Genomic DNA, 24,199 nt, shown 5'->3' on the forward strand with positions numbered 1-24,199 from the left:
ATTTGCGCATATCCATGCGCCAGAAGATCGCGATTTACATACTTTGAGTTTATCAACTATAATATGTAAGCGACTGATCTGAGACAGATCTCAGCCGTGTAGGCGGCATGAACCGGAGAACGAAGTCGGCACAGAGATCGCGTCGGTTTCATTTTCAGGGTTGTGTGCGTGGTCTCCACACCCTCATCGGCCAACTCAATCCCCTCGCGACCGGTGAAGGGCTCTCGAGAAAAAGGGCGCAAAATGGAGTTGCTGCAAAGCGGCTTGAAGCTCCGACAACTGCAGGTCTTTCGTCAGGTGTTGCGGACCGGATCGACGAGACAGGCAGCTGCTGCGCTCGGGATAAGCCAACCTGCGGTCAGCCAACACGTGAAGCAGCTCGAGGCCGCCCTCGGCATCGCTCTCTTTGAAAGATCGACCAACCGCATCATTCCGTCGAGGAAAGCCTGGGAGCTCCTGCGCAACGTGGAATTGGCCCTGACGTCCATGGACCGCCTGGAAGCGTCGATCTTCGCGATCAAGAACGACGAGAAGCAGCGGATCGCAATTGCCGCACCCGCTGTCTTCGGTTTCGTGACATTGCCGAAGGTCGTAGCGACTATCCGATCGAAGACGGCTTCAAGTGTCCGCTCAATTTCGGGAAACTACGAGCAGGTGGGTGAGCATATCCTGTCGGGGCGGGCAGATCTTGGAATCTCGAGGTTGCCCTTGGATCCCCGGCTGTTTGAATGGGCGCCAATCGGGTCGGCACGCAACGTGTGCATCTTCCACCCCAAGCACCGTTTCTCGAAAAAATCATGTGTCGAGGCACACGACCTGGAGGGGGAACAGATCGTCGACATCGACCCCCAGTTTGCGTCGCATCAAATGAATTTCAACGCGTTGCGCTTCGCTGGGGTCGAGCCAGACATCCTGGTGGAATACGATTGCAATGGCTACGAAGTCGGCTTCGTCTCGGCCGGTCTCGGCGTTTCCATCACCAATGAAATCATCGCCCGCGAATATGCGGCGTTCGAGCTGGAAGCAAAGCCGGTGGAGCCCTCGGCCCTCTATCACTACGTTGCGGTCTGGCAAAAAGGCAGGGTCTTTTCCAACGTGTTGGAAGTCTCTCTCGAGGCAATCCTGTCGGCCTTTCAACCGGCGGCGGAAAGCGGACCTACCCTTCTCCCGATACACGCCACTGCCCGCGCTGCTGACCGTTCCTCCTAACGGCTCCGGACTAACCCTTCCGCTCATGCTTTGCCTTCGCGAAACCGCGATCCGTCGCGATGAAACGCTCGAGCATGGGCACGATCAAGCGCAGGGGATCGGTGGAGGATTGCCCCGTTTCGCGTCCGAGAATTTCGGCATATCGGGTCAGGTCGCGATGCAGCGGCGCCGGAAGCTCGATCGTGACTTTGACAGGTTTGTCCTCGGCGATGGGGCCGAGTTTCAGCTTGGCCATTTCAGCCTCCGTAAGGTTCGAGCACGAGATCGCGGGTGACGATAACGCGCACGGGAAAACCCGGGCGAATGTCGAGCGTCGGCGCTATCTGGAGCTGGCGCTGGACGATCTGCTGGCCAACCTGGCTGCCGCTGTCGGAAGCGCCGCTGCGCAAGGCGCGCACGATATCGCTTTCCTGGCCAGACGAGCCAGCCTCCGCCCCGACGCTGAGGATGGTGGAAAGTGCTGCCGCCTTGAACAACTCGCCCCAGTGATAGTCGACGCCATCCTCGAGGCCTGCATAGCCCTGCCCGTCCGCGCCAGGCTGGCGCTCCAGAACAATCGAACGGCCGTCCGGGAAAATCAGCCTGTTCCAGACAAGCAGCACACGTTTTTGCCCGAACCCCACGCCGCTGTCGTATTGGCCGATCACTCTGGTGCCTTGGGGGATCAGAAGCGAGCGCCCTGTCGGGCTGTCGTAAACGTTCTGCGTCACCTGGGCGGTGATTTGACCGGGCAGGTCCGAACGGATACCGGTTACGAGGGCAGCCGGGATCACGGCTCCTGCCTGAAGCACATAAGGTGAAGCCGGTGGCACGACGCGTTCGGGCGCGACGGTGTTGCGGTCGGCGGCTGCACTCAGGAAGGCAAGTTGCCGGTCCTGCTGCGTTTGTCCGGCAGGAGCCAGACCGGCGAGATCCTGCGCGGCGACATTTGTCTGATGTTCCGTCGTTGCGTCGGCGGCAGCCCCGGTCGGGAAGAAGACCTGCGATGTTCGTGCCGCCTCTTCTTCCGCTCGCCGTCGTTGTTCGGCCTCGTCAACAGTGGGCGTCGCGATAGCCGGCGTGACAACGGGCTGCCCCTTGTTCTGGGCGTCGAGGATCGGACGGCCGAGATCTCCGGGCAACGGCGGCCCAAGTATCGGGCCGGTATAGTCGCGTGGCAGGTTGGCCAGCCCATCAGCCGGTTGCCGGTTGGAAGTCGAGAAGAGTTCCTCGCCTTGGGGGTCTGTCTCGCGCGTCTGCAGGGCGTATATCAGTGCGCCGCCAATGCCGAGCGATGTGATGAAGGCGACGCCGGCGAGCACCTTGCGCGACAGCCGGGTCACTGGCGGCGGCTCGGCGCGAAGCCGCATGGGAGCGGCCGCCGTTTCGTTCTCGTTCATGGCTGCTCCCCTCCCCTTTGCCTCGGTGGATTGGTGACTTTCGACGCTGAATTCGAGGTCGGCATCCAAGGCAATCGATCGTTCTTGATCCCGTCGGTTCGGACGATCCTCACGGTCTGTTGTCGGTTGCCGCTGCCGAGACGCAGTTCGGCCGCGCCGAAGAGACGGTCGACAATCAGAATGTTTTGGAAGACCCGACTGTTGACGATCTGGGCTTCGCCGTCCGGGCCGATGACGAAGATCGGCGGCATCTCGCCCTGTACGATCCCGCGCGGGAACTCGACGTAGACGCGCCTGCCGTCGTCATAGACGGTGACGGGCTTCCACGGCGGCGTGTCACCTGTCAGACCATAGCGGTAGTTGCGCTGGACGGTGTCCGGGATCATCGGCGTGGCAGGAACAACCTGCCGCCGATCGGTTGGCTGCGCCGGGTAGGCCCATGCCACGGCCGGCATGTAAGGCTTTTCGCCTGCCCGCAGTTCGATCATGTAGCTTCGCCGGTCGGTGGTGACGACGAGATTGGTGGTGATGTCGGCGCGCGAGGGCTTCACCAGCACATGGACGCGCCGGGTCACGCCTGAACCGCTCTCGGTATCGCCGATGATCCAGCGCGCGGTGTCTCCCGCCGCAATCGGTCCGCCTCCTGTCAGGTTCTCGCCGGGCTCAAGAGCGATGTCTGTTATCTGCCCGGGTGCGGCATAGACCTGGTAGAGAGCCCCTTCGCTCCAGGGATATATCTGGATGGCGTTGTAGTATCCCTCGCGTCGCGGCTGGACGCGCGCGGCCGCGTTGGCGTTCTCGACGCGCGCAGTCGGCGTATCGCCAGCCGCCCCTCCCATCGCTGGTGTCCAGCCCGGCGGAATGTGTGGTGGTTTGGGTTTCTGTTCGGCAGGTCCTGGCGGGGCGGGTGGCAGCGGCGGCACGTAGGAATCATAGCCAATCTGCGGCGGTTTCTGGAGCTTGGCACAGCTGGTGAGTACCAACCCCGAAAGGAGGGCCGAGGCGAGTACGGATCCACGAAAAGCTGGAAATGCGACGGCGCGCAGCGCAAGGCTCATTGGCTCATCTCCCGCGACCAGTTGATGGCGTTGACGTAGATGCCGAGCGGGTTCACGCGAAGCCGTTCGGTGTCATGCGGCGGCTGGACCACGATCGTGAGGATCGCGGTCCAGTGCTCCGTGCTGGAGAGCTGACCGCTTTCGTATCGACGCTCGGTCCAGGCGACGCGGAAGGAGGCCGCGGAGGCACGGATGACCGAAGAGACCTCGACTGCCACCTGCTGCTTGCCGACTTTGGAAAAGGGATCGTTTGCGCGGGCATAATCATTGAGCGCCGCCGCCCCCTGGTCGGTCGTCCACTCATAGGCGCGCAGCCAATCCTGGCGCACGATGATCGGATCGGCCGGGATCGATCGCACCTGCTCGACGAAGCGGGCGAGGTGCCAGGCGATTTGCGGGTCGGTCGGCTTGTAATCGGCAGCCGCCGGCGCGACTGTCTGCGCCTGCCCGAGCGCATCGACCTGGACCACCCACGGCACCACCGATACTCGCGCTGACATCCATACGACCGAGCAGGCGAGGCCAGCAGAGAGGATCAGCGATCCGAGGGCCATGTACCGCCAGTTCCTGGCTTGCACGCGGGCGGAACCGATGCGCTCGTCCCAGATCTGCGACGCCTTCTGATAAGGCGTCTCCGGTTGAGCTGATTTGCCGTAGTGGACGGCGGGTCGTCGAAAGATGTTCATTGGTCATTTGCCTTCGGAGAGAGAAATCGATGTGCCGCTGCCGTGGGCTTCGCCGGCACGTACGGCATGCGCTGTGGTCTGGACGCCATGAGAGAGTTGCTGCGATCGCTGCATACGTTTGGCCCAGTCGGGCTGGCCCTTGCCCACGCTGCCCGCCTGGCCGTCGCTGCCGAATAACGGATCGTTGGCTGCAATGGCCGCGCCTCCGACTGTTCCCTGGGTCGATGAACCACCGGTGGCCTCGACGGCCGAATTGACCCCGGAAGCGAAGCTCGACTTCATCGATTGGCTGGCGCGCGCGGCGGCGCGCCTGAGCGGCGAGGCAGTCGCGGACATGCCAGCGCCTGCAACGCCGCCCAGCCCGGAGGCGATGCCAGCAGCGCCAGTCTGGCCGGCGGAACCAAGAGTATAGGCGGCAGACGCCCCGCCTGCGAGAGATGAGCCGTTCCGTGCCGCCAATGGCACTGCAGACAAAGCCGCACTTCCGCCTCGCATCGCGACACCAGCAGTGCCGCCGGCGACGAGCGCCATGCCGCCTGCCGCGAGACCTGTTCCAACGGCCGCTCCCGCGCCAAGCTGCGGTCCGCCGGAGACAAGACCGTTGGCAATGCCGGGACCGAAGATACCGAGCCCAAGCAGTGACAGCGCCGCCAGCACGATTGCCATCGCTTGGTCGATTGTCGGGTTCTCGCGGCCGAAACCCTGGGTGAACTCGCCAAACAGCGTCGAGCCGATGCCGATGACGACGGCAAGCACAAGCACCTTGATGCCCGATGAGATGACGTTGCCAAGCACGCGTTCGGCCATGAAGGCTGTCTTGCCGAAGAGACCGAAGGGGATGAGAACGAAGCCAGCCAGCGTCGACAGCTTGAACTCGATCAGGGTGACGAAGAGCTGTACGGCCAGGATGAAGAAGGCGAGCAGGACGAGCGCCCAGGCGAAGAGCAGGCAGGCGATCTGGATGAAGTTCTCGAAGAAGGACACGTAGCCCATCAGCCCCGAGATCGCCTCAAGCAGGGGTCGTCCCGCATCGAGGCCGGTTTGCGCGACCTTGCCTGGACGAAGCAGGTCCTGGACTGAAAACCCGGTGCCGCTCGCCTTCAGGCCGAGCCCGGAAAAGCTTTCGAAGACGATCTGGGCAAGGCTGTTCCAGTTGGAAATCAGGTAGGCGAAGACGCCAACGAAGAGCGTCTTCTTGACCAGCCGCGCGAGAATGTCGTCATCGGCGCCCCAACTCCAGAAGAGGGCGGCAAGCGTCACGTCAATGACGATCAGCGTGGTGGCGACAAAGGCGACTTCGCCGCCGAGCAGGCCAAAGCCGCTGTCTATGTAGCGAGTGAAGGTGGCGAGGAATTGGTCGATGACGCCGGTGTTGCCCATGCCTATCGCGTCCCCGGCGAGGTCGCATCTTTCGGCGGCGCGCCGACCGGCCCGGAAGCGGAGGTCACAAATGGCGATTTGGACCCGAGGAACCGGTCTCGCTGTTCGGCCCACAAGCGCAAACAACCGCTGTCACGCAAAGCCACCTCACCCAATATCTGGCAGCGGTGCAGACTCTCGCGGGGCGGGCTCGGCGCCAAAGCGGCAGGCAACTGAGGAGCAGCATCGTGCGGCCTTTCCTCCTTGCGGGTCATCTCGAGCGCGGTCGCCGTAACGGCGACCGCGACGAAGATGACAGCGACGACGCGGGCGAGTGACTTGCCATCCACGTTCGGAACCTCAGCGATTGAACATTGCAGCATTGCCGGCCTGGTAGCCGGAGCCGGGAGTGAGGAAGCGACGGCGCTGCTCGCGGCCCTGGTCGGCGGCGGCGGCACGTTCGGCTTCGGTCAACGCCTGGGCGCGACCGTTGGCGGCGACAACGGCGGTGAGGTCCGCGAGCTGCTGGGCCTGCAGCGCGAGGAGCTGGTTGCCGGCCTGCGTCGCCTGCAGCGCGCCGGTCGCCGATTGGCTGGCGCCGACAAGCGCCGACATCTGCGTCCGATTGGTGTCGATGTTTCCGACCACACCCGCTTGCACGCGCATCGCATCCTGCAGGCCGCCGACCGTATTCTGCCATCGCGAGTGCGCATCCGTGACGAGTTGCTGGTCGGAAGTGGACAGAGAGACGCTGCCATACTGCTGCTGGAAAGCCTCGTCGATCTGCTGGACGTCGAAGGCAACGTTCTGCGCCTGGCTGAGGAGCTGCTGCGTGCGCTGCACCGATTGCTGCAACTGTTGCAGCGAAGAAAAAGGCAGGCTCGCAAGATTGCGTGCCTGGTTGATCAACATCTGGGCCTGGTTCTGCAGAGAGGTGATCTGGTTGGTGATCTGCTGCAGGGATCGCGCCGCCGTCAGCACATTTTGCGAATAGTTGGATGGATCGAAGACGATGAATGCCTGCGCCGGCGCAGTCACCATCAGCGAGGTCGCAACCGGTGCGGTGAGCAAGGCGGCGGCCAGCAACACAGCCCGAGAGCAGTTTATAGGGTTAGTCATGATTGGAGTTCCTTCTCAGCTTGCGGTGGCGACGTGGAGAGATCAGGAATGAGGTCAGCGGCCCAGCCGACGTTTCGGGCGCGCAGCCAGGCTGCAAGGAAGCCGTCACGCCCGTGTTCGGCGGCGATGCTGGCGATCAAGGCCTGATCGGTTTTTGAGGATGCGGCGCAGAGCGCCAGCCCGACTTCGGACAGACCGAGCTCGAAGAGACGGTTGCCACGCCGGGACTGGCAGTAGTAGTCGCGTTTCGGCGTCGCGCGAGCCAGGATTTCTATCTGGCGGTCATTGAGGCCGAAGCGGCGATAGATCGCCGTGATCTGCGGCTCGATCGCGCGTTCATTGGGCAAGAGCAGGCGGGTCGGGCAGCTCTCGATGATCGCGGGCGCGATGTCCGAATTGTCGATGTCGGACAGCGACTGCGTGGCGAAGATGACGCTGGCGTTCTTCTTGCGGAGCGTCTTCAGCCATTCGCGCAACTGGCCGGCGAAACCTTGGTCGTCGAGGGCGAGCCAGCCCTCGTCGATAATGAGCAATGTCGGCCGTCCGTCGAGCCTGTCACCAATGCGATGGAAGAGGTAGGAGAGAACCGCCGGTGCGGCTCCGGTGCCGACAAGACCCTCGATTTCGAATGCCTGCACGGACGCCGCGCCAAGGAGCTCCGCCTCGGCATCGAGCAACCGGCCGTATGGACCGCCGATGCAGTAGGAGCGAAGGGCCAGCTTCAGATCGTTCGCCTGCAAAAGCACGCTCAGGCCGGTGATGGTGCGTTCCTCGACTGGCGCCGAGGCCAGCGACGTCAATGCGGCCCAGATGTGTTCCTTGGCATCAGGGCTAATAGCGATGCCTTCGCGCGCCAGGATCGCGACAACCCAGTCGGCGGCCCAGGCGCGCTCGTAGGCGTCGTGTATGCGGGCAAGTGGCTGGAGGGAGACCGAGGCCTCCGTGCCTTCGGTGAGTTCGCCTCCGAGATCGTGCCAGTCGCCGCCCATGGCAAGTGTCGTGGCGCGGATCGAACCGCCGAAGTCGAAGGCGAAGACCTGGGCCCGCGCATAGCGGCGAAACTGCAAGGCCATCAGCGCCAGCAGGACCGACTTGCCGGCGCCGGTCGGGCCCACGACAAGCGTGTGCCCCACGTCGCCGACATGCAGGGACAACCGGAACGGGGTCGAGCCCTCGGTCTTGCCATAGAGCAAGGGGGGCGCACCGAAGTGCTCGTCCCGTTCCGGCCCCGCCCACACGGCAGAGAGGGGAATCATGTGGGCGAGATTGAGTGTCGAGATGGGCGGCTGGCGTACATTGGCGTAGGCATGTCCCGGCAATGAGCCGAGCCAGGCGTCCACGGCATTGATGGTTTCGACCATGGCGGTGAAGTCGCGCCCCTGGATGACCTTCTCGACGAGACGAAGTTTCTCCTGCGAGACCCGGGGATCGGCGTCCCAGACCGTGACGGTCGCGGTGACATAGGCCATGCCCGCCACGTCTGCCCCGAGTTCCTGCAAGGCCATGTCGGCGTCGGTGGACTTGTTGGCGGCGTCGGTGTCCACGAGCACGGAGGCCTCGTTGGTCATGACCTCCTTCAGGATCGCCGCAATCGACTTGCGTTTGGCGAACCATTGCCGCCGTATCTTCGTCAGCAGCTTGGCGGCATCAGTCTTGTCGAGCAGGATCGCGCGTGTCGACCAGCGATAGGGAAAGGCGAGCCGGTTGAGGTCATCGAGCAGACCCGGCGTGGTCGCGGTCGGGAAGCCGACGATGGTGAGCACGCGAAGATGCTGGTCGCCAAGGCACGGTTCGAGCCCACCGGTCAGTGGCAGGTCGGCCAGCAGCGCATCGAGATAGATGGGTGTCTCCGGGACGCGCACGCGATGGCGCTTGGTCGAGACCGTCGAATGCAGGTAGGTCAGCGTCTCGCTGTCATCGAGCCAGCGGCATTCCGGCATGAAGCCGTCGAGCAGGGAGAGCACGCGCTCGCTGCGGTCGACAAAGGCGCGCAGAATTTCGTTGGCATCTATGCCGGACTGATCGCGCCCCTCGTAGAGCCACGTCTCGGCGCGGGCTGCTTCCTCGGCCGGCGGCAAATAAAGGAAGGTGAGGAAGTAGCTCGATACGAAATGAACTTCTTCTTCTTCGAACTCGGCCTTGCGCTCGGCCTCGACCAGGCGAGAGGCGGGATCGGGAAACTGGCTTTCGGGATAGGTCGCGGCGGCGTGCCGCTGCGCCTCGACAAAGAGGCTCCAACCCGAACCGAGGCGACGGACGGCATTGTTGATGCGCGAGGCCACTGCGACCAGTTCGGCCGCGACGGCGGATTCTAGGTCCGGCCCGCGGAATGTGGCGGTTCTCTGAAAGCTCCCATCCTTGTTCAGCACCACGCCAGGCGCCACAAGGGCAACCCATGGCAGGTAGTCGGCAAGACGGCTGACGGTGCGGCGATATTCGGCAAGATTCATCATAATCGCGCCCTCAAACAGACAAGTGAGTGGGGAGGCGCAGATGCCGGCGGCCGACTTCCACGAACAGCCGATCGCGCTTGGCGGCCCACACCGCCATGAAATGCCCAAGCGCCCAGATGACGAGACCGGCCAGCCAGAGGCGCAGGCCAAGGCCAACCGCGCCTGCCAGTGTGCCGTTCAGGATCGCGATGGAGCGGGGTGCGCCGCAAAGCAGGATGTGCTCGGTCAGCGCCCTATGAACGGCGACGGTGAAACCGGGCACTGCGTCGAGCTGTTCGAAAGCGGTTGCCATCAGATCAACGCTCCGCCGCCAAACGAGAAGAACGACAAAAAGAAGCTCGACGCCGCGAAGGCGATCGACAGGCCAAAGACGATCTGGATCAGCCGCCTGAAGCCGCCGGACGTATCGCCAAAGGCAAGCGTCAGGCCGGTGACGATGATGATGATGACGGCAATGATCTTGGAGACCGGCCCTTCGATCGACTGAAGGATCTTTTCGAGTGGTTGCTCCCACGGCATCGACGAGCCGGCGGCATTGGCGGCCGGGGCCACCATGAGAGAGATGACGAGGGTTGTCGCCGCCGTAGCCAGGTGCTCGCGGGAAAGATTGCGGATCATGATTTGTCTCCTGTGTTGTTCGGGGTGGCTTGGGAGGTGCGATAGTCGCCGTCGGGTCCAAGGCCATCGATGCGTGCGAGTTCGGTCAGTCGCCGTGCGGGACCGCGTCCCGACAGGACGGCGACAAGGTCAATGGTTTCGGCGATCAGCGCGCGCGGCACCGTGACGACGGCTTCCTGGATGAGTTGCTCGAGACGGCGCAGCGCCCCGATCCCGGATCCGGCATGGATGGTGCCGATGCCGCCGGGGTGCCCGGTGCCCCATGCCTTCAGCAGGTCGAGGGCCTCGGCGCCGCGCACCTCACCGATCGGGATGCGGTCGGGTCGCAGGCGCATTGAGGATCGGACGAGGTCGGAGAGGTTGGCGACACCATCTTTTGTGCGCATGGCGACAAGGTTGGGCGCCGCGCACTGGAGTTCGCGCGTGTCCTCGATGATGACGACGCGATCGGCCCCTTTCGCCACTTCGGCGAGCAAGGCGTTGGTGAGCGTCGTCTTGCCCGTGGACGTGCCGCCGGCGACGAGGATGTTTGCGCGGGCAGCGACGGCAGCGCGCAACGTCGCCGCCTGGTCGTCTGTCATAACGCCAGCCGCCACGTAGTCTTCGAGTGTGAAGATCGCGACAGCTGGCTTGCGGATGGCGAAGGCCGGCGCGGCGACGACCGGCGGCAGCAGTCCTTCGAACCGTTCTCCGGTTTCGGGCAATTCGGCAGAGATCCGTGGAGAGCGCGGATGCACTTCCGCGCCGACGTGATGAGCCACCAGGCGCACGATGCGCTCGCCATCGGCGGCAGACAGCACCTTCCCCGTCTCGGCCAGACCTTCGGTGAGGCGGTCCACCCAGATCCGGCCGTCGGGATTCAGCATGACTTCGACGACCGTGGGATCGTCCAGCAGCCGTGCTATTTCGGCTCCGAGCGCCGTGCGCAGCATGCGCGAGCTGCGGGCGCGTCCTTCGCTATTGTTTTGCGAAACCGTCATCTCGTCCCCGTCTTTCCGTTGGGGACAACTCGGATGGTCCCCGCTCGGGGATGACTAAGAGAACCGGATATCGGTTCGCTTCAACAAGTATATCGAGGCGTAGTAGCGTGGCGTGTAATTACAGGAGAGCGGCGGTGCGGCTGCCTTTTCTCGTTGATCGGAGAGCGATCGGGGTCGGATCGGTGAACCGGGCTCCCCACAACTCACGTCGCCGCGAGCCGCGCCTGTTATTGCCGATCTTAAGGACAGGAGACCGACGCGGGGATTGCGCATCCGTCGCTAGATTCATCAGCGATAGCGCATAACCGCCATTTATACGCAATCGCGTATAAAGCCGATCTATACGCGAGTGCGTATAGTGCGCGTGCAGATAACAGAAGAACGGCTGCAATGATGAGCCTCGGTGTTGAACCGAACCGCGGCCCTCCGACCTCGAGGATGGCCTTGGTTGCCGTCGCTAGGGAATGCGTCGAGCGGCAAATCTTGCTCGACTTCAACTGGAACCGAGGCCGAGCACGCGCTCCAGATTGTCATACGCCGCACGCTGCCTCGCTCGCGGCATGCGTTCCAGCTTGTGCAGCTTCCAGCGGACCGCGGGAAGCCTGTCGGCGCCCACGACATCGAGCAGGCTCCAATCCGGTCGACTGGCTTTGAACGATAGAAGAAATTTGCGCTGATTGTCGGTCAAAGCCCTGTTGAGGTCGCTGACCAGTCGTTCGCGAACGGTGAGGAGTTCGTCGAGGCTGACTTCGACCTGGGACATACGGACGAATTCCCCTTCGTAGATGCCGGCTATGTTCTTGCGGGTGGGTTGCAACAGTTCTGCCATCGTCCGGTTGTGGCTGATGAGGTACACCAGAAAGGTCCTGACCAGATCCTCGGTGAGGCCCTCGCTCTCAAGGAGCAGCTTCACGTCAAAAAGATCCCGCGGATGCTGCCGGTCGAGTGCGGCACAGATTTTTCCGGCATACAGGTCCGGAAAAGACACCAGTTGCATTTCGACATAGCCGAACTGCTCTTCGACCGCCGGCGATACTTCGCGCAATTCCTCTGGAAGCACGGACCCGCGTAGCACCGGGGAGAGCTCGATCTTGATTCGGTCGGCGCCCTGCGAAATGAAGAGGCGCAACGCATCGGCCTGATGCTCGAAGGAGCGAATGATTTCGGTTCCGGGCATCGCGGCGCTGATGGCGTCCGCAATGCGGGCAAGCGCCTCCGCCACGTTCTTCAATGCCGTGTCGCGATCATCCATCGGCAGATAGACAAGGTCGATGTCGACGGAGAGGCGCGGCAGGTCGCGGACAAAGAGATTGATGGCGGTGCCGCCTTTCAGCGCAAACGATTTCTCGACTGCCACCAGTGGCAGGATGCGGGTCAGGAGGCGGACTTGTCCGTAGTAAGGGCTGGTGCTGTCCACATCTCCTCCGGGATGGTTATGCGATATTTTGAATCGAGTCTGCCGTCCTTGGCCAGAACCCTGTTGCCGCTACCAAGGCCGAGCGCATCGAGCGCTTTGGGAGCGGGCAGCTTCTTGAACCATGCATAATTATTGCGCTCGGCCATCCAGTAGAACAGGCGGCGAACCTTGACGCTGGTGCACTTGCGCAAAAGCTGCTCCATGCGCCGTGGCGAAAGCGTCGTCATCCCCTGAAGCAGTTGATTGGCGTGCTCGAACGAGACCGTCTCCGGAACATCCATCAGCACCTCCAGATAGGCCCTTTCGGGCGATGATAAGGTGACAGACCAAAAATCCTGCTGCCGGCCCGGAGCTTGCACATCTACAAGCGTGCGCTCGACCGGATCATATTCGCGGTGGACGAGCCCGAATCCCAAAAGCGAGGAAAGGCCGTTGTGGCGTATGAATTTTACGGTCGGTATCGCATGGTTCAGCCAGGCCGGCAAAGCGGCCTTACTGTAAAGATGCACTGTCCTTTGGCGCGACAGCGGCAGGTAATGCGCAAATCCCTGCAGCTCGAGCGCGGTCAGCCCGCCGACACTAAGATCCCTGCCGAATATGCTCTCCAAGGCGGCCACCACGCCTTGCCAGGTCAAATGAGTGCCGGGCCGCACATAGACGCCCGGCGCCAGCGATCTGAGCTGGTTGCTTTTGAGCAGATTATCGACTGCGTGACGATCAAACTGCGGGCTTTGTTTCTTTAGCCATTGCTTCGTTACCGGAAGCCCCTCGGGTAGCAGGGTTTGAAGCAGCGCTCGGCGATCAGCATTCGTTGGCATGGTTTGTAGATTTCTGCATACGCGGCGATGATCGCCGCAATTTTCCATTTCTATAAACTATTCATGATCGCCATTGGTTTACAACAATTGGAATTTGCGGCGATTGTCGCCGCATTATGGAGAAAATGTAAACACATCTGTCATTAGCTGGACACCCGCCGACAACGCAAAGTGATGCGCCTAAACCCCGCCGGATTCTTTCGGATCGACATCCTCCGAAATCTCCTGCCGCAGCTTCGGCCCCTTCGCCAGCCGCCGGCCCAGGGCAGTGACAAAGGCTTCGTAGCGTTCCGCCGCTTTGGCACGCGCTGCCTGGGCTGCGGGCTCGGGCAAGGCCGGCGTGGTCGCCAGCCAGAAGCGGACGAACACGGCCAAGGTCTCAACCGCGATGCCTATATCGCGTTCCTGCCTGGTTAGGCGGCGGTCGACCTGGTCGAGGCGTTTGGAGATCGCGGCCTCGCGCCGCTCGTCGGCGTCGGGCGACAGGAAAGATGCGATGGCAGCCTCTGCGATCATGGACTGGGATTGTTCGCGCCGCGCCGCGTAGTCGACGAGCATCGTCATGACGGGCGGATCGAGATAGACGGAAATCTGCACTTTTTTCTGGCGAGCGGTCATGGCGGCTACAACTCCATGCCGTCATCGGGGTCCAGCGAAACCTGACGCGCCACGCCCTCTACGAGGCGAGCCAGGCGTCGATTGCTGACGGCATCATCGTCGCCATCATCCACCTGCTCGATCTCGAACTCGTTCTCGATCGCGGCCGTCTTCTCGACTGGCGGCGCGCGATTGAGTTCGGGCTGTTGGCGCTGCTCGGATCCCGTCGGATCTTCATCGTCCTGTCGCGGCGAACCTTGGGGAGTGTCAACAACGCCGCCGGCCAGGACCGGCAGGGGGCTCCAATCATCGGGATGCCTCCCTTCCGGACGGAACAGTTCAGGTGGCGGCAGCACGCGCTCCTGGAAGCGGGCATCCTCGTAGTAGCGGGCCTTCTTCGCTCGGATTGGCGGCGTACCCGCCACCATCACGATCTCGTCGGTCGGTGGAAGCTGCATGACCTCTCCAGGGGTCAGCAACTGGCGGGCGGTCTCTTGCCTCGACACCATGAGATGTCCAAGCCAAGGCGACAGCCGGTGACCAGCATAGTTCTTCATTGCCCGCATCTCCGTCGCTGTGCCCAGCGCATCGGAGACACGCTTGGCGGTTCTTTCGTCGTTGGTCGCGAAGCTGACGCGAACATGACAGTTGTCGAGGATGGAGTTATTCGGGCCGTAAGCCTTTTCGATCTGATTCAGCGACTGAGCGATCAGAAAGCTCTTCAGCCCATAGCCTGCCATGAAGGCCAGCGCGCTCTCGAAGAAGTCGAGGCGGCCGAGCGCTGGAAACTCATCCAGCATAAGCAGCAACCGGTGGCGGCTGGTCCTGGTATGCAGGTCCTCGGTCAGGCGACGTCCGATCTGGTTGAGGATGAGCCGTATGAGCGGCTTGGTCCGATTGATGTCGGACGGCGGCACGACCAGGTAGAGCGTCGCCGGTTGCTTGCCGCCGACGATGTCGGCGATCCGCCAGTCGCAGCGCCTTGTCACCTCGGCGACGACGGGATCGCGATAGAGGCCGAGGAAGGACATGGCGGTGGATAGCACGCCGGAGCGCTCGTTGTCGGATTTGTTGAGCAGTTCGCGCGCAGCACTGGCGATGACCGGATGCGGGCCGGGTTCACCGAGATGCGCGGTTCGCATCATCGCCGCCAGCGTCGACTCGATCGGACGCTTCGGATCGGAGAGGAAGGCGGCAACGCCGGCGAGCGTCTTGTCCTTCTCGGCATAAAGGACGTGAAGGATCGCGCCGACCAGCAACGCGTGACTGGTCTTTTCCCAATGGTTGCGCTTCTCGAGGCTACCTTCCGGATCGACCAGAATGTCGGCGATGTTCTGGACATCGCGAACCTCCCATTCGCCGCGGCGGACCTCGAGGAGTGGATTGTAGGCCGAGGATCTCGAATTGGTGGGATCGAAGAGCAGCACGCGACCGTGCAGTGCGCGGAAACCGGCGGTGAGCTGCCAGTTCTCACCCTTGATGTCGTGGACGATCGCGGAACCCGGCCAGGCAAACAGCGAAGGCACCACCAGGCCGACACCCTTCCCCGAACGGGTCGGAGCAAAGCACAGAACATGCTCGGGTCCGTCGTGGCGCAGGTAGTGGAGATCGTAGCGTCCAAGCACGACGCCGTCGGCGCCAAGCAGGCCAGCCGCCTCCACTTCCCTCCTGCCGGCCCATCGAGCCGAACCGTAGGTGAAGACATTTTTGACTTCACGCGCCCGCCAAACCGACATGCCGATCGCAACTATGATCGAGAGGAAGCCTCCGGACACGGCGATCAGTCCGCCTTCCACGAAAACATTCGGAGCGTAGGCGTCGTAAAAGTACCACCACCAGAACAAGGAAGGCGGATAGTAGATGGGCAGGCCGGCCAGATCGAACCAGGGCGGCCCGAGTTGCGCCTGGTAGCCCAGCCTCCACGCGGTCCATTGCGTCGCTGTCCAGATCGTCACCAGAACGATCAGGAAGACCGTGAGTATCTGGCCCCAGAGGATTTTGGTGGCGGACATGGCATCATCCCTTCTTGTGTCCTTAGAGGCCAAGCCCCCGCTTGCGGCCAAAGCTCCAGTCGACACCTCCGCCATCCCGGGAGACACCGGAGACAGGCTGGCCGAGATGTTTTTCGAGGGAGGGCGTCCAGGGCACGAGTTGAAAGCCAAGGCCGTCGTCGACCATGGCAAAGCGGCCTGACGCAAGCGACAGGCGCTGGCGATAGATACCGGCGACATAGGCTCCACTGGCAGGACGGTTGAACGGCTGTCCGGACTCGGCCGCGATCTTTGCACCAACCAGTTCGAGTTCCCGGCGGCGCAATGTCTCGATCAGGTTGCTGTTGAAAACGACGCGCGCACCCAAACGCTTCGCAAGGCCTTCCCTGATGAGGTGATCGGCCCGCTGATCCAAAGCCTCGTGAACCTCGGCGCCGAAGCCACCTGCGCTCAAGGCGGCGGGCTCGCGGGCGATGGCTTGCCTGTCGAGCCAGGTCGCCCCAGCTGCCGTGATCTGCTCATGCAGGCCGAGGTCAGAGCGGACGGCGAGTGCAACCCTGCGCCGGCCCCTCGCATCTTCGAAGCTGCGCAATTCGACGATCGACCCTGGCGGACCATCCCCAGTTGCCTCCAGATCGCCAAGTCTGATGTGGTGCGTGCGTCCGTCGACGCCGTCGACGACGGCGTAGGCAGTGCCGCTCAGCTCGTCGTCGAGACCGCGATCGAGCAGCCGCCCGACAATGGGTGTATCGAGGCTTTCGGCGGCCAAGACATAACCGCCCGACCCACGCTCGATCCCGCAGTCGGTCAACGCACGGTGCATTCGCTTTATGATGTCGCCACGCTCGCCGAGCTCGCGCAGCGTCGCTTCGGCCCTGTCGTCAATCACCCATTGGCCAGGCGCAATCTCATCGGCAAGACCAAGGGCTTCGAGCTTGCGCAGGCGACCAACCTTCTGCACGTGATACTGGTCGGGCGGCCCTTTGGCACTTGGGGCAAGATCGATGAAGCCGGTGCGCGCAACGTCGCGGAGCAGCTGACGGTCAAGCTGGGTCCAGCGTTCGGCTTCGATCTGCCGCTGCAGATTGCGACGGATGTCGAGATCGGAGCGAGGCCCGAGTTCCTGCGTAACGAGATCGGCGGCACGGGCGCGCATCCCTTCCTTGATATAGTCGCGAGAGATGACGAGATCTTGCCCGTCATCCGTGCGACCGCGCAGGATGACGTGGATATGGGGATTGTCGGTGTTCCAGTGGTCCGCCGCGACCCAATCGAGCTTCGTGCCGAGATCCTTCTCCATATGCCGCATCAGGTCGCGGGTGAAGGTTCTGAGGTCCGACATCTCCGGCGCATCCTCTGGCGAGACGATGAAGCGGAAATGGTGTCGGTCGCCATCACAGCGCTCGGCAAACACCTTGACGCTGGTATCATCGGTCTCGGGGCCGAACATGCGGGCCTTTTCCCCGTCACGGGTTACGCCCTCGCGTTGCAGATAGGTGAGGTGTGCGGTGAGCGGCACGGAACGCGCAGAGTGACGAACGACGCGGGTCTTGATGACCGTGACGCGTGAGCGACCGGTCAGCAGGCGGTTGGCCTGGATGTTGGCGATCCGGCCCCGGCCGAAGCGCGATCGGTTGCCAGGGCTGATTTGACCGGTGCGGGAGATGCTTCCGCCGGCTTTCTTCGCCGCCGCCAGTGCCTGTGCGATGAACGGCCGCACGGCCTGATCGCGGCTGGAGCGAATGCGCCCCGGTCGAATGCGAAGCTCGCGCTCATCGGCCATGCCATTGTCCCGCAACGTGGAAAAGAGGATGCCGATACAAAGCCTTGGGTATCAAAGGCACATTGCGCCGAATGACCGCAATGTGCGCAGGGCACCTGAAAATCCCCAAAAACCAACCGACCGGCCAGCACACAATGTGCGGGCTTTTATCTAGCCATCCCTCGGTTGTGTTGCTTGCCTCTCCCCTCTCCGCACGCCTTGCTACGACGGAGCACGAGATGATGCGAAAAGCGCTCACGCGGCTCATTGCGCGGACCTTTCAGGCACGAACACGCCAGTTGAGCGAGGTTCGGCGTCAGCCCGTCTTGCCTTGGGCACAGCCTCCGAACCAGCGTCGCGGAAACGCCTCAGTTGCAGCGAACGGTCGCCTACCCGGTCGCCCGGCTGCACAACGAAGAGCGATGCCAGCTTCCAGTTGTGCTGTGTCGGGACTGCCGGACCAACAGCTTCCCCTGCGCCGTCATTGCCGATGGCGGATGTAACGACGGTGACATAGGCGCGCGTTTCGCGAGGCAGCCGCCTGCCTTGCAGTGAGGCCTCGTAGCGTCCGGGACCGGCGTTGTAGGCGGCGATCCAGCCGGGCGATCCGTAGCGGTCGAGCAGTTCGCGGATATAGGCCGAGCCTGCGATGATGTTGTCGTGCGGATCGTAGGGATCGCGGCCCAGCCGGTACCTGTCGCGCAGATCGAACCAGGTTTCAGGCACAATCTGCATCAGACCCATGGCGCCCTTGCGCGATTTGGCGCGTTGGTCGCCGGCGCTTTCGGCGATGAGAACGGCGCGGATCCACGCGGGCGGAAGGCGAAAGCGCCTCGCCGCTTCCGCGATGTGGACGTCATAGAGTTTGCGCGCCGACGGCAAGTCGACTGTTGGGCTCTGCGCAAGGGCATGCGCGGAAACCAGGCATAGGATGCTGAGCCCGCCAAGCACGCCAAGAGTTCTGCGCCTGCACGTGCGAGGCGATGCGGGCGCTCCCGGTTGGGTCGTCGACCGACGGCGCGCGGACATCACCTGTCCTTCTCCGCGCGCTCACGCGGGCGCGACCATTGCAAGGACCAGGACTTGTTGTCGTCGCCGTTCTGGAACAGATAGGCGCGGATCGGCTGCGCGAAAGTCGGGTCATCTAACTGCAGCGTTACGAACTCGCCGGCCTTTTCGCTCGAGTGTTTCCAACCGGCGCCGATCGCGGTGCCGTCTTCTGCTCCAGCGTGCACACGATAGTCGGGCGCATTGTCCGCATCGCTCGCTTCCGCCACGACGATCGCAACCTCGAGGTTGAGGCTGAGCGTGCGAATTCGACCTGAATACCCCGTCTGATGGCGGATGAACTCTCCGATCTGTGGCATGTCCTGTCTCCTGTCTTGATGGGTGCGGTGACGATCCAACGGCACGGAAGGCGCCGCCGGTGGCGCGCTCACCGCGCTGACGCGCTCCATTGGAAGCGGCCGTCGCCCTGCTCATCCGTCCACAGGGGAACCGCGCGGCCGACGATGTGATTGGTGGCGAGAAAGCCGAAGTAGCGTCCGTCGAAGCTGTCGCGGACTTGACTGTTCATCAGGAAGACGGCGCCCACGGGAATGCGCCGGCAGCCCTGCCAATCTGGCAGATCGCGACCGGCGCGATCGCGTTTGAGCGCATGGCCGACTTCGATGCCGTCGACGGATATGGTCAGCAGGTTCCGACACACGGTCTGGCCAGAAACTGCAACGACGTGCTTGAGCAACAGCACGCCCTTCGGCAGATAGCCGCGGTCGGCAAGCAATGTTGCGAGCGGTTCGGGAGCCTCTATGGCAACGAGATCGGTTGCCGAGAACGGCACGCCGCCGTCGATCAGGTACAGGCCGATTGGCGTGCTGGCTGAAGCATTCCAGATGAACCTTGGCGACGTCGCGGTAGCCCCGGGAAAGAGCATGGCCGTGGTCGCCAACGCGGTCGCAAGGAAAATTACGGGCCGCGTCATGGCTGAACCCGCCGGCGGAGCAAATGGGCGCGGTGAAGATCCAGCGTATAGGCGCGTGGCTCCTGTCCGGCCGTCAATCGGTTGTGGACATGCCGCCAGTGATCGGCTGAGACCGCTTGCGGATCGATGCCGAGTTGCTCGATGCCATCGATCGTCTGCAACACCCGCTCCACCTTGGGCCAGCCCTCGGACCTGAGCAGGATGTCGCCGCCGGGTCGCACGAAAGGCAGCGTCTGGTGGGCTTCGCCCTCGCCAACGACGCGCACGATATCGACACGGGAAATGATCGTGCCGAAGTCGTTCGCGGCCCAGCGAACGAAGGAAAAGACGGCGCCAGGACGAAACGAAACAATGCGCCGGTGTCGGTCGAGGACCTTCTCCTGAGCGACCGAACCGAAGCGGATCCAGGACTCGATCTTCTTCTCAACCCACGCTAGTTCGACGTGGGTCAAGCCGTCATCGTCCATCGCGCCGAGCCCCGAGCGGCCTGAACGGAAGTCAACGACAGTGCCCATTGGCTGTCTCCTGATTTCACGGGGAAGCAGGCGGCGAGATGTCGTCGCCGAGGTGATGCCAGCGTGGTGACTCACCGCGCCTTGGCGCGGGGCACAGGTCAGCGCCCATACCGACCGGTCGGCGCAAAAGCTGCCGGCGGATGCCGCTTGGCGGGAAGCACGGAACCGCGTGGGTCCGAAGTCGAGGTCACTGCGCCGCGCTCAGCCCATGCCTGGAGCTCGTCGACGGCGTAGACGACACGACCGCCAAGTTTGCGATAGCCAGGGCCAGTGCCGTAGGTGCGGTGTTTCTCCAGCGTGCGGGACGACAGGCTGAGGAACTCGGCAGCTTCCTTGGTGCGCAGAAAGCGCGGCGGCAAAACGGCTAGATCTGGTCGCATGTAACGAGCCTCCGTGGAGTTTTGAGAACCGCTGGTGCTCAGCGGCGGACAGCGACCACCGTGGCGGAAAGGCGACTTCGCAGAGGATGGGGAAGATTGGGGGGCGCAATATTCCCACCCGGGAGCGCTAGGAGCGCTTGCGATGGCGCAGCAGTTGCAGATAGCCGCCGGCGATCATGGCTCTTCCACCCTTGACGAGACCGATCACGGTGTCGCGCAGGGATGAGGTTTTCCACGGCGCGGCGAGAACTCGCCCCGTCCCGTAGAAAGCGGTCGCGATTTCACGGTAGCTGGCGCCATGGGCGCGGCCATCCGAGGCCCGCATCATCAGGCGCAGGCGGCGCCTCTGTTGAATTGTCATTCGCGTATCGGGGGGAACAGGCCGCCTGTTGTAGGCACGCCAGAAACGAACGAGGGCCTCCACCCGTCCGAGTGTTTGAGAATCCAGCGGTATCAAAGCTGTAAGGGAACGGTTCTCGTCACCGCCGGGAAGGAGGAGAAGTTGTGTTGCTATGCCGCTGTCATGGACGACATGCGAACCTTGCGGACTGTCGCGACCAGGGCCGACCCCGGCAAGCGCCCTGGAAGGGTCGGACGACAGGAAGTCCGGCGACGGGGCGAGGGCCAGCACGGCAGGATCGGCAAGAGGTGACCATAAAACGTCTTGCGTCAATGCGGACAGGTCGGGACGGGCCGCGAAATCGCAACCCCCAACGTCTCTGCACTTCTGCTGGAAACGGTTTCGTCTCAGTTCCCGAACGAACAAGCGCCAGGTAGAGCCGCTGATATGAATCTGAGCGGCGCAGGCACTCCCAGGCGAGTCCTTCGATTGGCAAGCTGTCGAAGAAGTCGTAGCTGTTATCGTCCCCCCAACGCGACGTGTTCGGCTTCATCGTGTGGGTCCTCGTCAAACTGCAAGTCGTGCCTGCATCGATTCCGGGCGATTGGGATTGGCGGAAGACCCTGGATGGACATCGCGTGATGCTTTTTTGGCATCACCGAGGCGGCATTATTGGCTAGGTGTCGGTCTTACGCAGAAGTTGCCGGTAGCCTGTGCGTGTCATCCAGCGCGCCCGCGCCAGATGACTGTCATGAACCTGTCGGGCACGCTGCGGCTCCTCTTTCGGGTCAATCCCGAAGAGGATTCTGACCACCTCGTGCCAATCGGCGCCGTCGGCGTCGGCGTCAAACAAGCGCATGTAGAGCTTGATGTGGCTGCGGTCGTATTCGGTAAGTACTTCCCCCGTGGGCGCGGCGTCGTCGAACGGCTCGATCATGGTTTTCACTCCCCAACCCGCGAGATGGAAATCACAGTTCTTACAGAGGTCACGGCAGCTGCGGAGGCCGCTTTGCAGGCATCACACGATGCCAAGTCGACATCGCCACCCGCTGCGCGCCATGTCGCTTCCCGGTTTGACGGCAAGAGGCCCCGCCCGGATAAACCGGGCGGGACTGCGTGTACGTCCTTATTCTGCGCCGCGGCGGCTCGGGCGGGACCAGATCAGGCTGTAGGCCTCACCGTCCTCGTCATTGAAGAGGTTGGCGAAGATCGGGGCGATGAAACTCGGATCGTCGAGCTTGAGGCCCAGATAGTCCCGGCCCTCGTTGGACTGCTTGGACCAGGCGGCGCCGATCTCTGCGCGGCCGACGAAGACCCGGTGGCTGGGGGCGTTCTCGCCATTGGCGCGGGTTTCAGGAACGATGCGCACGCCGCGGGCCTGGACGCTGAGAGTGACGATTTCGCCAGTGAACTCGTTGTTGCCGGACTTTTTGAAGGTGCCGATGGTGGCCATGATAATTTCTCCTTGACCGTATTGTCTCGAGCTCCACACCATTGCGGCTCGATGGTGGTCGAAAGGTCGAAGGCGATCGCTGGCGCACCAGGGGGCCGAAGCGCAGCGGAGGACGGCGCCGGAGCGACTTTGTTGCTTCGCGAGGAATGACGGCGCAGCCGGCAGGGGAAGAAAGTCGTGACGCACCGTTGCGCAACAAGCGATTGAGGCGAAGCCGTCCTTCAGACCAGAAACACCAATCGAAGAGACCGCTTCGGTGTTGGCCACGACAGCCTAGGTGCCAGGAGAAAAGGTGACCTGCGCCGATCTGACCCCGGCAGCAGAGGCTCCGCGCAAACGGTAGTCGCTTCGCAACTGATCCGCGCGTCTGCATTGTCTAATCTGCGCATAGCGCGGTGGCTCCGGTACCCGGCTCTTCGGCGTTGCACATAGACGTCTCCCGAGTTCGCAGGCTACGACGATGCCTGCGGTGCAAAACTCGGTCGCGTGTTTCCGCATCCACGCGCTGCTTGTCAGCAAGGGATGACGGCGTCGGTCATCGTGTCGTGTCTCTAAACGCTCCAGAGAGCTCCGGGAGGCTTTGGCCATGCACGGGTCTATCGGATTCCGTCCGTGTGGGATTCTGACGGACAGTTGCCTTGGTCCTAAAAATTCGGGAGCATGGGTTTGTGGGGGACTTATCATGCCAAATCGAACGATAAGTTGGCGCCTGCTCAGCGGGCTGCTCACCGTCCTAGCGGTTGCGCTTGGCCCTTCCGTCGCCGAAACGGCGGATGTGAAATATCCCAGTGGACCTCGCTTCGAAGGCACAGGTGAGCTGGATAGCAGCGTGGTCGGTGACGCTGCGAAAGGGTTGATAGACAGCCGGGGCAGCCCTAACGTCTATTTGAATTGCCTTTGGGGCCAAGGTTGTTATCAGCAGCCAAGAATGGATAGGTGGTCCCTGAAGATCGCGCTTTTCATCATGGCCATGGCGATTGTCATCATCGTCACGTCCGTGTGGCTATTCGAGCCGCCTGGCTAGCCCGCTATATCGGCCTATGATTGCGGTTGCCGACAAACGCCCCCCTATGAGTTTGCCGGTAGGCCCGGCGGCCGAACCCCAAAGACCCACACCCCCGAACGCTGGGCCGTCCGCGTAGACGGTCGATTAGCCGCCTTCGGCCTTGCGGTAGGCATCCGGCTTTGTGTCGGGCGTGTAGATCACTCCTACGGCCGTCCCGCCGCATCTGTTGCATTTCAGCTTGGAAATGAGCATCGGCCATTGCCGGCGCGTCAGGGCCATAGCGGTCCCGGAGCTGGGCGAGATCGAGCTTCTGGCTATGGTTGCAGGGCGACCAGTGGCAAAACGCCGTCACGGTCATCTTCGCGTCGATCATGGATTGAAACGTCCAGCCCTTCGCCATCGGGTCGATATAGCGCGCCACAGGGAAGCCCGCCAGCGCAGATGTCTGCTGGTCGCCGCTGTCCTAACCACCGCCGAAGCGTCCGGCACGTTCCTGCAGCTTGCTGTGCGCTCCCCACTTGGGAACCGACACTCGATGCCGCCGTTCTCCTGAGCGATCTGGAGGTCTGAATGTTCAATCCGTGGTTCGATCTTTGTTTGTCGGCGCTGGAAGCGCACCAGGTAATCTGGCTTCGAACGCTGCGGATTGCCCAGGGAGGTAAGTTGGCAGAGCGAGAAGCGAAGCAAATGATCATTGAGAAAGTCGAGGCGGCCGCGCTCGCCGGCACACTCTTCGCTACCGGCTCGGTGGGCAAAGTCGCAGCCGTCTATCGGAGGAAAATCAGAGCCAACAAAAAACGGCTCTCCATCTAGTTCTGAAGGTGTCCTACGCCGCCCTCACCTCGATCACCCTCTGTCGGGCCTCCCTGGCAAGCTTAGTGGGACCCCTGCGCAACCGGAAACGACTGAGAGACGCTGAGGGTAGCAGAATAGACAGGTCTCCCGGCTTCGTCATGGACGGAGACGGTCAATGATTCATCCAAATCGCTTGAGGCCATTTCGTCGACTGCTATGTCTTGCAGAGCCTTGAGTGCCTCTCGTCGCATTTCGCTCAGGCTATCGAGATCGACCCAGGCAT

At 62.6% G+C, this 24,199-nt stretch carries 28 protein-coding genes and 1 pseudogene; 3 read left to right on the top strand and 26 right to left on the bottom strand.

The window, feature by feature from the left end; all coding sequences use genetic code 11:
- The first annotated feature begins 243 nt into the window (after positions 1-243).
- Entirely contained in the window at positions 244-1,209 is a 966-nt protein-coding gene (locus EN780_RS06485) for a LysR family transcriptional regulator (protein ID WP_128272708.1), read from the top strand.
- Positions 1,210-1,219: 10 nt separating this feature from the next.
- Here the strand turns inward: EN780_RS06485 and EN780_RS06490 are convergent, their stop codons facing one another.
- The 25 genes from EN780_RS06490 to EN780_RS06610 all read right to left on the bottom strand — a co-directional run bounded on the left by EN780_RS06490 (position 1,220) and on the right by EN780_RS06610 (position 22,115).
- Positions 1,220-1,444 (bottom strand): DUF2274 domain-containing protein, encoded by a 225-nt coding sequence (locus tag EN780_RS06490; protein WP_128272710.1) that lies wholly within the window; start codon positions 1,442-1,444, stop codon positions 1,220-1,222.
- 1 nt (position 1,445) lies between these two features.
- A complete protein-coding gene (locus EN780_RS06495) occupies positions 1,446-2,588 on the bottom strand; it encodes a TrbI/VirB10 family protein (RefSeq protein WP_128272712.1) in 1,143 nt (380 codons plus the stop codon).
- A complete protein-coding gene (gene trbG / locus EN780_RS06500; protein ID WP_128272714.1) occupies positions 2,585-3,646 on the bottom strand; it encodes a P-type conjugative transfer protein TrbG in 1,062 nt (353 codons plus the stop codon). The genes EN780_RS06495 and trbG overlap by 4 nt, the downstream gene beginning before the upstream one ends.
- A complete protein-coding gene (trbF, locus tag EN780_RS06505) occupies positions 3,643-4,332 on the bottom strand; it encodes a conjugal transfer protein TrbF (protein ID WP_128272716.1) in 690 nt (229 codons plus the stop codon). The genes trbG and trbF overlap by 4 nt, the downstream gene beginning before the upstream one ends.
- Positions 4,333-4,335: 3 nt before the next feature.
- Positions 4,336-5,712 carry a P-type conjugative transfer protein TrbL gene (gene trbL / locus EN780_RS06510; protein WP_128272718.1) on the bottom strand — a complete coding sequence of 459 codons (1,377 nt, stop codon included), beginning with the start codon at positions 5,710-5,712 and terminating at the stop codon, positions 4,336-4,338.
- A 2-nt stretch (positions 5,713-5,714) separates the two neighbouring features.
- The gene (gene trbK-alt, locus EN780_RS06515; RefSeq protein ID WP_128272720.1) at positions 5,715-6,041 is read right to left on the bottom strand and encodes a putative entry exclusion protein TrbK-alt; all 327 of its coding nucleotides are present in this window, start codon (positions 6,039-6,041) and stop codon (positions 5,715-5,717) included.
- 10 nt (positions 6,042-6,051) lie between these two features.
- Entirely contained in the window at positions 6,052-6,810 is a 759-nt protein-coding gene (trbJ, locus tag EN780_RS06520) for a P-type conjugative transfer protein TrbJ (RefSeq protein WP_128272722.1), read from the bottom strand.
- Positions 6,807-9,263 (bottom strand): conjugal transfer protein TrbE, encoded by a 2,457-nt coding sequence (gene trbE / locus EN780_RS06525; protein ID WP_128272724.1) that lies wholly within the window; start codon positions 9,261-9,263, stop codon positions 6,807-6,809. Before trbE ends, trbJ begins: the two co-directional genes overlap by 4 nt.
- 10 nt (positions 9,264-9,273) lie before the next feature.
- Positions 9,274-9,555, bottom strand: a complete 282-nt coding sequence (locus EN780_RS06530; RefSeq protein WP_128272726.1) for a VirB3 family type IV secretion system protein — start codon at positions 9,553-9,555, stop codon at positions 9,274-9,276.
- On the bottom strand, positions 9,555-9,881 hold the full coding sequence (locus EN780_RS06535; protein ID WP_127405025.1) for a TrbC/VirB2 family protein: 327 nt from the start codon (positions 9,879-9,881) through the stop codon (positions 9,555-9,557). The genes EN780_RS06530 and EN780_RS06535 overlap by 1 nt, the downstream gene beginning before the upstream one ends.
- A complete protein-coding gene (gene trbB / locus EN780_RS06540; RefSeq protein ID WP_128272728.1) occupies positions 9,878-10,861 on the bottom strand; it encodes a P-type conjugative transfer ATPase TrbB in 984 nt (327 codons plus the stop codon). Before trbB ends, EN780_RS06535 begins: the two co-directional genes overlap by 4 nt.
- Before the next feature lie 493 nt (positions 10,862-11,354).
- Entirely contained in the window at positions 11,355-12,278 is a 924-nt protein-coding gene (locus EN780_RS06545; RefSeq protein WP_128272730.1) for a nucleotidyl transferase AbiEii/AbiGii toxin family protein, read from the bottom strand.
- Positions 12,236-13,096 carry a type IV toxin-antitoxin system AbiEi family antitoxin domain-containing protein gene (locus EN780_RS06550; protein WP_189556412.1) on the bottom strand — a complete coding sequence of 287 codons (861 nt, stop codon included), beginning with the start codon at positions 13,094-13,096 and terminating at the stop codon, positions 12,236-12,238. Before EN780_RS06550 ends, EN780_RS06545 begins: the two co-directional genes overlap by 43 nt.
- A 180-nt stretch (positions 13,097-13,276) precedes the next feature.
- Positions 13,277-13,714 carry a CopG family transcriptional regulator gene (locus EN780_RS06555; protein WP_127405021.1) on the bottom strand — a complete coding sequence of 146 codons (438 nt, stop codon included), beginning with the start codon at positions 13,712-13,714 and terminating at the stop codon, positions 13,277-13,279.
- A 5-nt stretch (positions 13,715-13,719) separates the two neighbouring features.
- Entirely contained in the window at positions 13,720-15,705 is a 1,986-nt protein-coding gene (locus EN780_RS06560) for a conjugal transfer protein TraG (RefSeq protein WP_128272733.1), read from the bottom strand.
- A gap of 22 nt (positions 15,706-15,727) precedes the next feature.
- On the bottom strand, positions 15,728-17,467 hold the full coding sequence (locus tag EN780_RS06565) for a VirD2 family relaxase/mobilization nuclease (protein ID WP_128272735.1): 1,740 nt from the start codon (positions 17,465-17,467) through the stop codon (positions 15,728-15,730).
- A gap of 243 nt (positions 17,468-17,710) precedes the next feature.
- On the bottom strand, positions 17,711-18,328 hold the full coding sequence (locus tag EN780_RS06570; protein WP_348631241.1) for a lytic transglycosylase domain-containing protein: 618 nt from the start codon (positions 18,326-18,328) through the stop codon (positions 17,711-17,713).
- A gap of 146 nt (positions 18,329-18,474) precedes the next feature.
- A complete protein-coding gene (locus tag EN780_RS06575) occupies positions 18,475-18,903 on the bottom strand; it encodes a DUF736 domain-containing protein (RefSeq protein ID WP_348631242.1) in 429 nt (142 codons plus the stop codon).
- On the bottom strand, positions 18,882-19,427 hold the full coding sequence (locus tag EN780_RS06580) for a S26 family signal peptidase (RefSeq protein WP_128272739.1): 546 nt from the start codon (positions 19,425-19,427) through the stop codon (positions 18,882-18,884). The genes EN780_RS06575 and EN780_RS06580 overlap by 22 nt, the downstream gene beginning before the upstream one ends.
- A complete protein-coding gene (locus EN780_RS06585; protein WP_245499895.1) occupies positions 19,424-19,894 on the bottom strand; it encodes a DUF2840 domain-containing protein in 471 nt (156 codons plus the stop codon). The genes EN780_RS06580 and EN780_RS06585 overlap by 4 nt, the downstream gene beginning before the upstream one ends.
- A gap of 146 nt (positions 19,895-20,040) precedes the next feature.
- Positions 20,041-20,322, bottom strand: a complete 282-nt coding sequence (locus EN780_RS06590) for a helix-turn-helix domain-containing protein (RefSeq protein ID WP_127282164.1) — start codon at positions 20,320-20,322, stop codon at positions 20,041-20,043.
- A gap of 127 nt (positions 20,323-20,449) precedes the next feature.
- Positions 20,450-20,953, bottom strand: a complete 504-nt coding sequence (locus EN780_RS06595) for a DUF2285 domain-containing protein (protein WP_128272743.1) — start codon at positions 20,951-20,953, stop codon at positions 20,450-20,452.
- Entirely contained in the window at positions 20,844-21,215 is a 372-nt protein-coding gene (locus tag EN780_RS40465; protein WP_245482245.1) for a DUF6499 domain-containing protein, read from the bottom strand. The genes EN780_RS06595 and EN780_RS40465 overlap by 110 nt, the downstream gene beginning before the upstream one ends.
- Positions 21,216-21,338: 123 nt before the next feature.
- The gene (locus EN780_RS06605) at positions 21,339-21,599 is read right to left on the bottom strand and encodes a DUF2285 domain-containing protein (protein WP_187331524.1); all 261 of its coding nucleotides are present in this window, start codon (positions 21,597-21,599) and stop codon (positions 21,339-21,341) included.
- Between the two features lie 189 nt (positions 21,600-21,788).
- The gene (locus tag EN780_RS06610) at positions 21,789-22,115 is read right to left on the bottom strand and encodes a DUF736 domain-containing protein (RefSeq protein ID WP_127282167.1); all 327 of its coding nucleotides are present in this window, start codon (positions 22,113-22,115) and stop codon (positions 21,789-21,791) included.
- Positions 22,116-22,797: 682 nt separating this feature from the next.
- Here EN780_RS06610 and EN780_RS06620 point away from each other — a divergent pair.
- Positions 22,798-23,139 carry a hypothetical protein gene (locus EN780_RS06620; protein ID WP_128272750.1) on the top strand — a complete coding sequence of 114 codons (342 nt, stop codon included), beginning with the start codon at positions 22,798-22,800 and terminating at the stop codon, positions 23,137-23,139.
- 552 nt (positions 23,140-23,691) lie between these two features.
- Positions 23,692-23,934, top strand: a complete 243-nt coding sequence (locus EN780_RS06630) for a hypothetical protein (RefSeq protein ID WP_128272752.1) — start codon at positions 23,692-23,694, stop codon at positions 23,932-23,934.
- A gap of 62 nt (positions 23,935-23,996) precedes the next feature.
- Here EN780_RS06630 and EN780_RS39710 read toward each other — a convergent pair.
- Positions 23,997-24,199 (bottom strand): annotated as a pseudogene (locus EN780_RS39710) (hypothetical protein); the annotation flags it as partial.

Source organism: Mesorhizobium sp. M4B.F.Ca.ET.089.01.1.1, from assembly GCF_004022605.1.
GTDB classification, from domain to species: Bacteria; Pseudomonadota; Alphaproteobacteria; order Rhizobiales; family Rhizobiaceae; genus Mesorhizobium; species Mesorhizobium abyssinicae.

Coding starts and splice junctions, on each gene's coding strand:
- EN780_RS06485 (WP_128272708.1), top strand. CDS start 244: ATGGAGTTGCTGCAAAGCGGCTTGAAGCTCCGACAACTGCAGGTCTTT.
- EN780_RS06490 (WP_128272710.1), bottom strand. CDS start 1,444: ATGGCCAAGCTGAAACTCGGCCCCATCGCCGAGGACAAACCTGTCAAA.
- EN780_RS06495 (WP_128272712.1), bottom strand. CDS start 2,588: ATGAACGAGAACGAAACGGCGGCCGCTCCCATGCGGCTTCGCGCCGAG.
- trbG (WP_128272714.1), bottom strand. CDS start 3,646: ATGAGCCTTGCGCTGCGCGCCGTCGCATTTCCAGCTTTTCGTGGATCC.
- trbF (WP_128272716.1), bottom strand. CDS start 4,332: ATGAACATCTTTCGACGACCCGCCGTCCACTACGGCAAATCAGCTCAA.
- trbL (WP_128272718.1), bottom strand. CDS start 5,712: ATGGGCAACACCGGCGTCATCGACCAATTCCTCGCCACCTTCACTCGC.
- trbJ (WP_128272722.1), bottom strand. CDS start 6,810: ATGACTAACCCTATAAACTGCTCTCGGGCTGTGTTGCTGGCCGCCGCC.
- trbE (WP_128272724.1), bottom strand. CDS start 9,263: ATGATGAATCTTGCCGAATATCGCCGCACCGTCAGCCGTCTTGCCGAC.
- EN780_RS06530 (WP_128272726.1), bottom strand. CDS start 9,555: ATGGCAACCGCTTTCGAACAGCTCGACGCAGTGCCCGGTTTCACCGTC.
- EN780_RS06535 (WP_127405025.1), bottom strand. CDS start 9,881: ATGATCCGCAATCTTTCCCGCGAGCACCTGGCTACGGCGGCGACAACC.
- trbB (WP_128272728.1), bottom strand. CDS start 10,861: ATGACGGTTTCGCAAAACAATAGCGAAGGACGCGCCCGCAGCTCGCGC.
- EN780_RS06550 (WP_189556412.1), bottom strand. CDS start 13,096: ATGCCAACGAATGCTGATCGCCGAGCGCTGCTTCAAACCCTGCTACCC.
- EN780_RS06555 (WP_127405021.1), bottom strand. CDS start 13,714: ATGACCGCTCGCCAGAAAAAAGTGCAGATTTCCGTCTATCTCGATCCG.
- EN780_RS06560 (WP_128272733.1), bottom strand. CDS start 15,705: ATGTCCGCCACCAAAATCCTCTGGGGCCAGATACTCACGGTCTTCCTG.
- EN780_RS06565 (WP_128272735.1), bottom strand. CDS start 17,467: ATGGCCGATGAGCGCGAGCTTCGCATTCGACCGGGGCGCATTCGCTCC.
- EN780_RS06575 (WP_348631242.1), bottom strand. CDS start 18,903: ATGGAGCGCGTCAGCGCGGTGAGCGCGCCACCGGCGGCGCCTTCCGTG.
- EN780_RS06580 (WP_128272739.1), bottom strand. CDS start 19,427: ATGACGCGGCCCGTAATTTTCCTTGCGACCGCGTTGGCGACCACGGCC.
- EN780_RS06585 (WP_245499895.1), bottom strand. CDS start 19,894: ATGGACGATGACGGCTTGACCCACGTCGAACTAGCGTGGGTTGAGAAG.
- EN780_RS06590 (WP_127282164.1), bottom strand. CDS start 20,322: ATGCGACCAGATCTAGCCGTTTTGCCGCCGCGCTTTCTGCGCACCAAG.
- EN780_RS40465 (WP_245482245.1), bottom strand. CDS start 21,215: ATGAAGCCGAACACGTCGCGTTGGGGGGACGATAACAGCTACGACTTC.
- EN780_RS06605 (WP_187331524.1), bottom strand. CDS start 21,599: ATGATCGAGCCGTTCGACGACGCCGCGCCCACGGGGGAAGTACTTACC.
- EN780_RS06610 (WP_127282167.1), bottom strand. CDS start 22,115: ATGGCCACCATCGGCACCTTCAAAAAGTCCGGCAACAACGAGTTCACT.
- EN780_RS06620 (WP_128272750.1), top strand. CDS start 22,798: ATGCCAAATCGAACGATAAGTTGGCGCCTGCTCAGCGGGCTGCTCACC.
- EN780_RS06630 (WP_128272752.1), top strand. CDS start 23,692: ATGTTCAATCCGTGGTTCGATCTTTGTTTGTCGGCGCTGGAAGCGCAC.